10 protein-coding genes are annotated in these 11,437 nt (G+C 58.9%); 8 read left to right on the top strand and 2 right to left on the bottom strand.

Going from position 1 to position 11,437, the window contains the following annotated elements; translation table 11 throughout:
* The first annotated feature begins 14 nt into the window (after positions 1 to 14).
* From ilvC to leuB, 8 genes are read left to right on the top strand one after another with little or no spacing between them, the layout of a single operon-like run.
* Positions 15 to 1,031: a ketol-acid reductoisomerase gene (gene ilvC / locus ACTQ33_RS05460; RefSeq protein ID WP_441462800.1), complete on the top strand. Its 1,017-nt coding sequence runs from the start codon at positions 15 to 17 to the stop codon at positions 1,029 to 1,031.
* A gap of 12 nt (positions 1,032 to 1,043) precedes the next feature.
* Positions 1,044 to 2,714: a dihydroxy-acid dehydratase gene (gene ilvD / locus ACTQ33_RS05455; RefSeq protein WP_441462798.1), complete on the top strand. Its 1,671-nt coding sequence runs from the start codon at positions 1,044 to 1,046 to the stop codon at positions 2,712 to 2,714.
* Between the two features lie 52 nt (positions 2,715 to 2,766).
* Positions 2,767 to 3,951: an ATP-binding protein gene (locus ACTQ33_RS05450; protein ID WP_441462796.1), complete on the top strand. Its 1,185-nt coding sequence runs from the start codon at positions 2,767 to 2,769 to the stop codon at positions 3,949 to 3,951.
* Between the two features lie 10 nt (positions 3,952 to 3,961).
* A complete protein-coding gene (ilvA, locus tag ACTQ33_RS05445) occupies positions 3,962 to 5,173 on the top strand; it encodes a threonine ammonia-lyase (protein ID WP_441462794.1) in 1,212 nt (403 codons plus the stop codon).
* Between the two features lie 54 nt (positions 5,174 to 5,227).
* Positions 5,228 to 6,895, top strand: a complete 1,668-nt coding sequence (locus ACTQ33_RS05440; RefSeq protein ID WP_441462792.1) for a 2-isopropylmalate synthase — start codon at positions 5,228 to 5,230, stop codon at positions 6,893 to 6,895.
* Positions 6,896 to 6,898: 3 nt separating this feature from the next.
* Positions 6,899 to 8,158: a 3-isopropylmalate dehydratase large subunit gene (leuC, locus tag ACTQ33_RS05435; RefSeq protein WP_441462790.1), complete on the top strand. Its 1,260-nt coding sequence runs from the start codon at positions 6,899 to 6,901 to the stop codon at positions 8,156 to 8,158.
* Between the two features lie 5 nt (positions 8,159 to 8,163).
* Positions 8,164 to 8,649, top strand: coding sequence for a 3-isopropylmalate dehydratase small subunit (gene leuD / locus ACTQ33_RS05430; protein WP_441462788.1), 486 nt, complete (start codon positions 8,164 to 8,166; stop codon positions 8,647 to 8,649).
* A gap of 3 nt (positions 8,650 to 8,652) precedes the next feature.
* Positions 8,653 to 9,723 carry a 3-isopropylmalate dehydrogenase gene (leuB, locus tag ACTQ33_RS05425; protein ID WP_441462786.1) on the top strand — a complete coding sequence of 357 codons (1,071 nt, stop codon included), beginning with the start codon at positions 8,653 to 8,655 and terminating at the stop codon, positions 9,721 to 9,723.
* Between the two features lie 71 nt (positions 9,724 to 9,794).
* Here the strand turns inward: leuB and ACTQ33_RS05420 are convergent, their stop codons facing one another.
* Positions 9,795 to 10,958 carry a methyl-accepting chemotaxis protein gene (locus tag ACTQ33_RS05420; RefSeq protein WP_441462784.1) on the bottom strand — a complete coding sequence of 388 codons (1,164 nt, stop codon included), beginning with the start codon at positions 10,956 to 10,958 and terminating at the stop codon, positions 9,795 to 9,797.
* Between the two features lie 88 nt (positions 10,959 to 11,046).
* On the bottom strand, positions 11,047 to 11,437 hold a 391-nt coding region (locus tag ACTQ33_RS05415), incomplete at its 5' end, for a transposase (protein WP_441462782.1).

Here is an 11,437-nt window from a genome sequence, read left to right as displayed (position 1 = left end):
GGAGACGACATAACATGCAAAACATCTACTATCAGCAGGACTGCAATCTGGAGAAACTCAACGGCAAGACCGTCGCCATCATCGGCTACGGTTCCCAAGGCCATGCCCACGCCCTGAACCTTCACGATTCCGGCGTCAAGGTCATTGTCGGCCTGTACGAGGGCAGCAAGAGCTGGGCCAAGGCTGAGGCCGCCGGTCTCCAGGTCATGACTGCCGCTGAGGCCGCCAAGAACGCCGATATCATCATGATCCTTATCAATGATGAGAAGCAGGCCAAGCTGTACAAGGAGAGCATTGCACCTTATCTGACCGAGGGCAAGACTCTGGCTTTCGCCCACGGCTTCAACATCCACTACGGCTGCATTGTGCCTCCCAAGGATGTCAACGTCATCATGATCGCCCCCAAGGGCCCCGGCCACACGGTCCGCAGTGAGTACCAGGCCGGTAAGGGCGTGCCCTGCCTGATTGCCGTCCATCAGGACGCCACCGGCGACGCCCTCCAGATCGGCCTGGCCTATGCCCTGGGCATCGGCGGCGCCCGTGCCGGCGTCCTGGAGACCACCTTCCGCACCGAGACCGAGACGGACCTGTTCGGCGAGCAGGCTGTTCTCTGCGGCGGTGTCTGTGCTCTGATGCAGGCCGGCTTTGAGACCCTGGTGGAGGCCGGTTACGACCCCAGAAACGCCTACTTTGAGTGCATCCACGAGATGAAGCTCATCGTCGATCTGATCTACCAGAGCGGCTTCGAGGGCATGCGCTACTCCATCTCCAACACCGCCGAGTACGGTGACTACATCACCGGTCCCAAGATCATCACCGAGGACACCAAGAAGGCCATGAAGAAGATTCTGTCCGACATCCAGGACGGCTCCTTTGCCAAGGACTTCCTGCTGGATATGTCCGACGCCGGCAGCCAGGTCCACTTCAAGACCATGCGCCGCGTGGCCGCCGAGCATCCCTCCGAGACCGTGGGCCGCGAGATCCGCAAGCTCTACAGCTGGAGCGACGAGGATAAGCTCATCAACAACTAAGAGGGCGGTTCCATGATTAAAGACACCATCGTGGAGGGCGTGCACAACGCCCCCCACCGCTCCCTGTACCATGCCCTGGGCCTGACCCGGGAGGAGCAGCGGCGGCCTCTGATCGGCATTGTCTCCTCCTATAATGAGATTGTCCCTGGTCATATGAACCTGGACAAAATCGTGGAGGCGGTGAAGCTGGGCGTGGCCATGGCCGGCGGCACTCCCATTGTGTTCCCGGCCATTGCCGTCTGCGACGGCATCGCCATGGGCCACACGGGCATGAAGTACTCCCTCATTACCCGGGACATGATCGCCGATTCCACCGAGGCCATGGTCATGGCCCACGGCTTTGACGGCCTGGTGATGGTTCCCAACTGCGACAAGAATGTGCCGGGCCTGCTGATGGCTGCGGCCCGTCTGAATATTCCCACCATCTTCGTCAGCGGCGGCCCCATGCTGGCCGGCCGCGTCGGCGGACAGAAAACCAGCCTGTCCTCCATGTTCGAGGCCGTGGGCGCCCACAAGGCAGGGAAGATCGGAGACGAGAAGCTCTGTGAGTTCGAGGAGAACACCTGCCCCACCTGCGGCTCCTGCTCCGGCATGTACACGGCCAACTCCATGAACTGCCTGACGGAGGTCCTGGGCATGGGCCTGCGGGGCAACGGCACCATTCCCGCCGTCTACTCCGCCCGTACCATTTTGGCCAAGGAGGCCGGTATGCAGGTCATGGAACTGGTGCGGAAGAACATCCGCCCCAGAGACATTATGACGCCCGCCGCCTTCCGCAACGCGCTCACCGCCGATATGGCCCTGGGCTGTTCCACCAACTCCATGCTCCATCTGCCTGCCATCGCCAATGAGTGCGGCGTGCAGCTGGACCTGAACATGGCCAACGACGTCAGCGAGCACACCCCCAACCTGTGCCACCTGGCCCCCGCCGGTCACACCTATATGGAGGACCTCAACGAGGCTGGCGGCGTCTATGCCGTCCTCAAGGAACTGACCAAGAAGAATCTGCTGGACACTTCTGTCATGACCTGCACCGGCAAGACCATGGCCGAGAACATCGCAGACGCGGTGAATCGGGACCCGGAGATCATCCGGCCCATCGACAACCCCTACAGCCAGACCGGCGGCATCGCCGTCCTGCGGGGCAATCTGGCTCCCAACGGCTGTGTGGTCAAGCGCAGCGCCGTGGCGCCGGAAATGCTCAAGCACTCCGGACCGGCCAAGGTGTTCAACAGCGAGGAGGAGGCCATCGCCGCCATCTACGCAGGCGAGATCGTCAAGGGCGACGTGGTGGTCATCCGCTACGAAGGCCCCGCGGGTGGTCCCGGTATGCGGGAAATGCTGTCGCCCACCTCGGCCATTGCCGGTATGGGCCTGGATAAGGATGTGGCCCTCATCACCGACGGCCGCTTCTCCGGCGCCACCCGCGGCGCGTCCATCGGCCATGTTTCTCCCGAAGCCGTCAGCGGCGGCCTCATCGCCTATGTGGAAAACGGCGACCGTATCTCCATCGATATCCCCAACTACTCCATTCAGCTGGAGGTTTCCGACGAGGAGCTGGAGCGCCGCAAAGCCACCACAGAGATTCGGAAGAAGACCGGTCTCAAGGGCTGTTTGGCCCGTTATGCGTCCATGGTCAGCTCTGCCGACAAGGGCGCAATCATCAACCAGTTCGTAGACTGAATGCATGGGGCGGGGTTTGCCCCGCCCCATGCTGCTAAAGGAGGAATCCACCATGGAATCATCGGGTCTGGCGGCGCTGGCCCACGGCTTGTCGGCCTTTACGGTGTTTCGGGGCCTGCTGGCGGAGCCGGGCATGGCCGCGCTGCGGCAGTTTCTGCTGAGCGGCGATCTCAATGACCGGCTGGACAGCTACGGCCGGTTTGTGGCGGCCCTGGCCGGGGACGAATACTGCCTGGACGCGTATTTGCGGCGGCTGATCTTCTCCGACGAAAACGCCGTGGTGGTACATTTTGCCCGCACCGGCATGGTGGCTCCCGCCGCCGCAGCCAATGCCCGGGCGGAATTGTCCATTCTATCCACTCTGTCGGCCCTGACCACCGAGGAACTGTGGTCGGACATCGACTACAGCGGCTATCTGCCCCGGTACGAGACCCACGGCGCGGACTTCCGGGAGGAGTATAATCAGCGGCTGCTCTACCTGGGGCGGTACGGCTACGGCATTTTCTCCACGGCGGCCATGTTTCGGATCGACGGTACGGAAATTGTCCCCGTGGAATCCGCCGATGAGATCACCCTGGACCGCTTCGTCGGCTATGAGGCCGAACGGCAGAAGGTCCTGCAAAACACCATCGCCCTGCTGGAGGGACGCCCGGCAGCCAATGTGTTGCTGTGCGGCGACGCCGGTACGGGCAAATCGTCTACGGTGAAAGCCTGTGTCAATGAGCTTTCCCGCCGGGGCCTGCGGCTCATCGAGCTGCGCAAAGACCAGCTGTACCAGCTGCCCATGGTCCTGGGCCGCATTCGCGGCAACCCTTTAAAATTTATTCTCTTTATCGACGACCTTTCTTTCAACCAGAACGACGACTGCTTCAGCATGCTGAAAGCGGCGCTGGAGGGCTCGGCCTCGGCCAAGGCTCCCAACGCGGTCATCTATGCCACCAGCAACCGCCGTCACATCGTCAAAGAGCGGTTCTCCGAGCGGGAGACCGGCGACGATATCCACCGCAATGACACCCTTCAGGAACTGCTGTCGCTGTCGGAGCGGTTCGGTCTGACGGTGTATTTTGAGCGGCCCAACAAACCCCTGTATCTGGGCATCGTCCATCAGTTGGCAGGGCGTTTCGGCATCGATATGCCACAGGAAGATCTGGACCGGGAGGCCGAAGCCTTTGCCCTGCGGCGGGGCAGCCGGTCGGCGCGGGCCGCGGAACAATTTATTAACAGCATGAGAACGTGAGGCACTACCTATGGAAAATACACCCAAACAGCTGACCCTGGATACGGTCTACAAGGCCAATTACGCGCTGCGCGGCGTCATCCGTCAGACGGACGTCCTCTACGCCCCAAAGCTGCGCCCCGGCCGGGAGCTGTATCTGAAAACTGAAAATTTGCAAATCACTGGCTCCTTTAAAATTCGCGGAGCCTACTATAAAATGACCCAGCTGACGGAGGAGGAGAAGGCGCGGGGCGTCATCGCCTGTTCCGCCGGCAACCATGCCCAGGGCGTGGCCCTGGCCGCCCAGCGCAACGGCATCAAGTCTGTCATCTGCCTGCCGGACGGCGCTCCCATCTCCAAGGTGGAGGCTACCCGCAGCTACGGCGCAGAGATCTGCCTGGTAGAGGGCGTCTACGACGACGCCTATCGCCGGGCCTTGGAACTGCGGGACGAGAAGGGCTATACCTTCATCCACCCCTTTGATGATCCCGACGTCATCGCCGGTCAGGGTACCATTGCCCTGGAGCTGGCGGAGCAGGTCAAGGACATGGATGCCGTCATCGTCCCCATCGGCGGCGGCGGACTGATTTCCGGCGTGGCGTTCACCATAAAGAGTCTGAATCCCAATATCAAGGTTTACGGCGTCCAGGCTGAGGGCGCGCCGTCCATGCGCAACTCCATCCACGACGCCCACATTGAGCGGCTGGAATCGGTGTTCACCATTGCCGACGGCATCGCCGTCAAGGAGCCCGGCTCCCTGACGTATGACCTCTGTTCCCACTATGTGGACGACATTGTGACGGTCAACGATGACGAAATTTCTGCCGCCATCCTGGCCCTGATGGAGCAGCACAAATTGGTCACTGAGGGCGCCGGCGCTGTGGCCGTGGCCGCCGCCATGTTCGACAAGATCGACCTGGAGGGCAAGAAAGCCGTGTGCATTCTGTCCGGCGGCAATATTGACGTAACCATTCTGTCCCGCGTCATTTCCCGTGGTCTGCTCATGTCCGGCCGCAGCTGCCAGCTGAACATTGAGCTGGTGGATAAGCCGGGTCAGCTCTTGAAGGTGGCCCGGGTCATCGCCCAGCAGGGAGGCAACGTCACCGCCGTCCATCATGAGCACTCCAATGAGGGCTCCGACGTCAACGGCTGTTATCTGCGGGTCAATCTGGAGACCAGAAACTTTGAGCACATTGAAGCCATAAAAAAAGCCCTGACAGACGCGGGATTACATATCATTTAAACCGGAACTTCATACGGCGGCCCGCCGCCGGGAGGATAAGAGGAGGAGCTTCCCTTGAGAAACGCATCGAAGTACACACGGCAATTTTTCCCCGTGGCCAAGCCCACCCGCCGGTGGGCCGACAAGACGTACATTGACCACGCGCCCACCTGGTGCTCCGTGGACCTGCGGGACGGCAATCAGTCCCTGATGATCCCCATGAGCCTGGAGGAGAAACTGGAATTTTTCCGACTGCTGCTGAAAGTGGGTTTCAAGGAGATCGAGGTGGGCTTCCCGGCGGCTTCCGAGACGGAGTATACGTTCCTGCGGACCCTGATTGAGGAAAACATGATCCCCGATGATGTGACCATTCAGGTTCTGACCCAGAGCCGGGAGCACATCATCCGCAAAACCTTCGACGCCCTCAAAGGCTGCAAGAACGCCGTGGTCCACCTCTACAACTCCACGTCTCTGGCCCAGCGGGAACAGGTCTTCCGCAAGTCCAAGGAGGAGATCATTCAGATTGCTGTGGAAGGCGCGAAGCTCTCTGAGAAGATTGCCGCCGAGACCGGCGCAAACTTCCGATATGAGTATTCTCCTGAATCCTTCACCGGAACAGAAATGGATTTTGCGTTGGAAATCTGCAATGCTGTGCTGGATGTGTGGAAGCCCACCGCCGACCGCAAGGCCATTATCAATCTGCCGGTCACTGTGGAGCTGTCCTCGCCCCACGTCTACGCCGACCAGGTGGAGTTCATGTGCGATCATCTCCATTACCGCGACGCCGTGGAAGTCAGCCTGCACCCCCACAATGACCGGGGCTGTGCCGTGGCCGATTCGGAGCTGGGCCTGCTGGCCGGTGCCGACCGCATTGAGGGCACCCTGTTCGGCAACGGCGAGCGTACCGGCAATGTGGATATCATCACTCTGGCACTGAACATGTATGCCCAGGGCGTGGACCCGCAGTTGGACTTCTCCAACATGCCGGAGATCTGCGAAGTCTATGAGCGGGTTACCCGTATGCAGGTCTATGACCGTCAGCCCTACGCCGGTAAGCTGGTCTTCGCCGCCTTCTCCGGCTCCCACCAGGACGCCATCGCCAAGGGCATGAAGTGGCGGCAGGAAAAAGGCTGCGACACCTGGACCGTGCCCTATCTGCCCATCGACCCCGGCGATGTGGGCCGTCAGTATGAGACCGACGTCATCCGCATCAACTCCCAGTCCGGCAAGGGCGGTATCGGCTATTTGCTGGAGCACAACTTTGGCTATGTCCTGCCCGCCAAAATGCGGGAGGATGTGGGCTACACCGTCAAGAATGTATCCGACCATGCCCACGCCGAACTGTCGCCCCAGGAGGTTCTGGACGTCTTCACCAATACCTACGTCAACCTCAACAACCATGTGAAGCTGGTGGACTACCACTTTACGAGGGGCGACGTCATCTCCACCGATGTATTGGTGGAACGGGACGGTAAGGCTATGAATCTGACGGCCACCGGTAACGGCCGTTTGGACGCTGTGGCCAACGCCATTCGCCAGCAGCTGCGCATACAGTTCTCCGATTTGACTTACGAGGAGCACGCGCTGACCAAGGGCAGCGCATCTCAGGCTATCACCTACGTCAGCATCACCCTGCCCGACGGCAGAAAGGTCTGGGGCGCCGGTATCCACGACGATATTATTGCCTCGTCCATCAACGCGCTGTTCTCAGCCATCAACCGCACCATTGAGGGAGGAAAGTAAACCATGGGAATGACCATGACCCAAAAAATCCTCGCAGCCCATGCGGGACTCGATACCGTCGTACCCGGCCAGCTGATCTCGGCCAAGCTGGACCTGGTTCTGGGTAACGATATCACCACCCCCGTTGCCATCAAGGAATTCGGCAAGGCGGGCTTCGATCAGGTCTTTGACAAGGACCGTATCGCCATTGTTCTCGATCACTTCGTTCCCAACAAGGACATCAAGGCCGCCGAGCAGTCCAAGCAGTGCCGGGAGTTTGCCTGCGCCCACTGCGTCAGCCACTTCTACGACGTGGGTAAAATGGGTATTGAGCATGCTCTGCTGCCGGAACAGGGTGTCGTTACTGCCGGCGACTGCATCATCGGTGCCGACAGCCATACCTGTACCTACGGTGCGGTGGGTGCGTTCTCCACCGGCGTGGGCAGCACCGACATGGCCGCCGGTATGGCCACCGGCACCGCCTGGTTCAAGGTCCCCACGGCCCTGGAGTTCCGCCTGAGCGGGAAACTCCCCGCCAATTGCAGCGGCAAGGACGTGATTCTTACCATCATCGGCATGATCGGCGTGGATGGAGCCCTGTACCGCAGCATGGAGTTCACCGGCGAGGGCGTCAAGACCCTTTCCATGGATGACCGTCTGTGCATCTGCAACATGGCCATTGAGGCCGGTGCGAAAAATGGTATTTTCCCCGTGGACGACGTGACCATGGCCTATCTGGAGGGCCGCAGCGAGCGGAAGCCCGTGATCTATGCCGCCGATGATGACGCCGAATACGAAAAAATCTACGAGATTGACCTCTCCAAGATCGTTCCTGTGGTGGCATGCCCCCATCTGCCGGAGAACACCAAGCCCGCTGCCGAGCTGGGCGATATCAAGATCGACCAGGTGGTTATCGGCAGCTGTACCAACGGCCGGATGGAGGATATGGAGGCCGCCTACAACATCCTCAAGGGCAACCATGTGGCCGACGGCGTCCGCTGTATCATCATCCCCGGCACTATGCAGATTCTCCGGGAGTGCGTGGAGCGGGGCTGGGTAACGGCCTTCATCGATGCCGGCGCCATTGTCTCCACGCCCACCTGCGGCCCCTGCCTGGGCGGTTATATGGGCATTCTGGCGGCGGGCGAGCGCTGCATCGCCACCACCAACCGTAACTTTGTCGGCCGCATGGGCCATGTGGAGAGCGAGGTCTATCTGGCCAGTCCCGCCACGGCGGCCACCAGCGCATTGACCGGCTATATTACCGCACCCAAGGAGGTTTAACGAACATGAACACACAGGGAACGGTTTTCAAATACCCCGACAACGTGGATACCGACGTCATCATTCCGGCCCGGTATCTCAACACCTCCGATGCCCAGGAGCTGGCCAAGCACTGCATGGAGGATATCGACACGGAGTTTGTGAAGAAGGTTCAGCCCGGTGATATCATGGTGGCCGGTTGGAACTTCGGCTGCGGCTCCTCCCGGGAGCATGCTCCGCTGGTCATCAAGACCTGCGGCACCGGCTGCGTCATCGCCAAGAGCTTTGCCCGGATTTTCTACCGCAACGCCATCAACATCGGTCTGCCCATTCTGGAGTGCGAGGCCGCTGCCGACGAGATCGAAGCGGGCCATCAGGTGTCCGTGGACTTTGACACCGGCATTATTACCGACGTGACCACCGGCAAGACATACCAGGCCCAGCCTTTCCCGCCCTTCATTCAAAACATCATTTCCAAGGGTGGCCTGCTGGCCTCTCTCAAGGAGGGCTGAAAAATGGAAAAGACCATTGCAGTCCTCCGGGGCGACGGCATAGGCCCGGAGATTGTGGGCGAGGCCCTGAAGGTCCTCGATAAGGTGGCCGAGAAGTTCGGCCACACCTTCCACTATAACAATGTGGATATCGGCGGCTGCTCCATCGACAAGTACGGCGTCCCCATCACCGATGAGAACATGGCCGTGTGCAAGAACGCTGATTCGGTGCTGCTGGGCGCGGTAGGCGGTCCCAAGTGGGATTCCTGCCCGGCCAACATCCGCCCGGAAAAGGCGCTGCTGGCCGTCCGTAAGGAGCTGGGCCTGTTTGCCAATCTCCGTCCCACCAAGCTGTTCCCCCAGCTCGCCAGCGCTTCGCCCTTGAAGCCGGAGGTCGTGGGCAACGGCATCGACCTGCTGATTGTCCGGGAGCTGACCGGCGGCATCTACTTCGGGCCCAGAACCACTGAGGAAGTGAACGGCGAGAAGGTGGCTACCGATACCATGCCCTATTCGGAGCATGAGATTGAGCGCATTGGCCGGGTGGCTTTCGAGACAGCCCGGAAGCGCAACAAGAAGCTGGCCTCTGTGGACAAGGCCAATGTGCTGGATACCTCCCGCCTGTGGCGGGCCACCATGCACAAGCTGGCTGAGGAGTATTCCGACGTGGAATACAGCGATATCCTGGTGGACAACACCGCCATGCAGCTGATTAAAAATCCCGGCCAGTTCGACGTGCTGGTGACGGAGAATATGTTCGGTGATATTCTCTCCGACGAGGCTTCCATGCTCACCGGCTCCATCGGCATGATGCCTTCGGCCTCCCTGTCTTCCGGTACCTGCGGCATGTACGAGCCGATTCACGGCTCTGCCCCTGATATTGCGGGCCAGGACAAGGCCAACCCCTTGGGAACCATCCTGTCGGCGGCCATGATGCTGCGGTACTCCTTCGGCATGGCCCAGGAGGCCGACGCTATTGAGAACGCCGTGCAGCAGGTCCTCAACGAGGGCTACCGGACCGGCGATATCATGCAGCCGGGCTGCACGCTGCTGGGCTGTGTGGCCATGGGCGATCAGGTTGTGGCACATCTCTAAACCATAAAAAACCCGGAAACCAGATGGTTTCCGGGTTTTTTGAACCAAATAAAGGGGAAATTGCTGAAAGTTCAACGTAAGGCCGAATTTTGGACGGTGAATTTGGCCACCAAACCTTTCAGAATGTTTGCCTGTGCGGAAAGTTCCTCGCTGGCTGCTGCGCTCTCCTCCGCCGTTGCGGAGTTGTTCTGCACCACAGCGGAAATCTGGTCCACACCGATGGAGATCTGCTTGATTGCGGTATCCTGGGCCTGAGAGTTGACGGAGACTTTCTCCGCTTGCTCCGCCAGCTGCCCAATGATGCTGTTAATTCGTTCCAAAGAGGCAGCCGTCTCATCTGCAATGGATTTTCCGTTTTCAACCGCCTGCAATGCCTTGGAAATCAATTCGCCGGTATTTTGGGAGGCTTCCGCCGTGCTTGCTGCCAGTCTGCGGACTTCATCCGCCACTACGGCAAAGCCCTTTCCGGCGTTGCCGGCCCGTGCGGCTTCCACCGCTGCGTTCAGAGCGAGAATATTGGTCTGGAATGCAATATCCTCAATGCTTTTGATGATCTTACCGATTTCCGAAGAGGTGGCGCTGATATTCTGCATGGCCGCCAGCATATCCTGCATTCTGCCGGTACCGAGGGACACTTCCGCAACCGACTCTTTGACGCTGTGCTCTGTCTCGCCAATCAAACGGGTGTTTTCATCCACCTGCTGGGAGATGTCGGCGAGAGTGGCAGCCAACTCCTGCACACTGGAGGCCTGCTCTGTGGAACCTTGACTCAACGCCTGGGAAGCGTTGGATACCTGTTCCGCGCCGCTGGATACCTCATCGGATGCAATGTGAATCTGATGCATCACATCGGTCAACATATTGATCAAATGATAGACGGAATCGCGTAAATAATGGTATTCACCTTCATACTGACTGTCATCCGTACTTTTTACATTGAATTGGCCTTCCGATACAGCCCGCAGGCCGGTTTGCAAGTCCTTGGTAATAAACACAATCCGGCCCATAACAGCGGTGATTTTCGTTGCAAGGGTACCGAATTCATCTTTCGAGACGTAGTCAACCGAGGCATTCTGAAAATCGCCTCGGGCCAGTGCTTCCGAACCTTCCAACAGTTTTTTTGTGGGCGTCAGAATATAGCGGAGCATAAGACCGGTGAACACAACAACTGCCACCAAACCCAAAACCAGAATGATGACGACGATCACAACGGCAATGGCGCGTACTTCTTTCACCAGCGCTTCCTGGGACGTAACATCCTGATTGATCTCATCGTTTAGAGAAATAATCTATAAATGAGCAAAACTGTCGAAATGCACATAATCAAGCAACATAAGCAAGTAGTTGTTCCAAGGGCAGATGATTCACACCACATTGGTATAGGAAGACGATCTTCTCCTGCTGGATCTGCTTTTGGATATAGCGATATCCTTCATCAAAGGGCATAAATGTACCTGTAGCCATACAACAAAGGTTATAGGCAAGAGATGTGAGGAGCCAGAATCTTTGGATGCCCTGAGCACTACGAATTTGGCATTGGTCAAAAGCCAATCTTGTCTTGCACTGACGGAAGTAAACTTCAATGCCCCAACGCTCTTGATAATAGGTCAGGATTTCCACCGTGCTCAAAGAAGTATCTGCGCATAGAAATGCTCGCAATGCCTGTGGTTTGTGAAAGGCATCCTTTGGATAGGTCATCAGAACCACTGCATTC

Source organism: Candidatus Avoscillospira sp. LCP25S3_F1 (assembly GCF_052117125.1).
Lineage (GTDB): Bacteria > Bacillota > Clostridia > Oscillospirales > Oscillospiraceae > Avoscillospira_A.
This window is presented reverse-complemented; position numbering and strand designations above follow the sequence as displayed.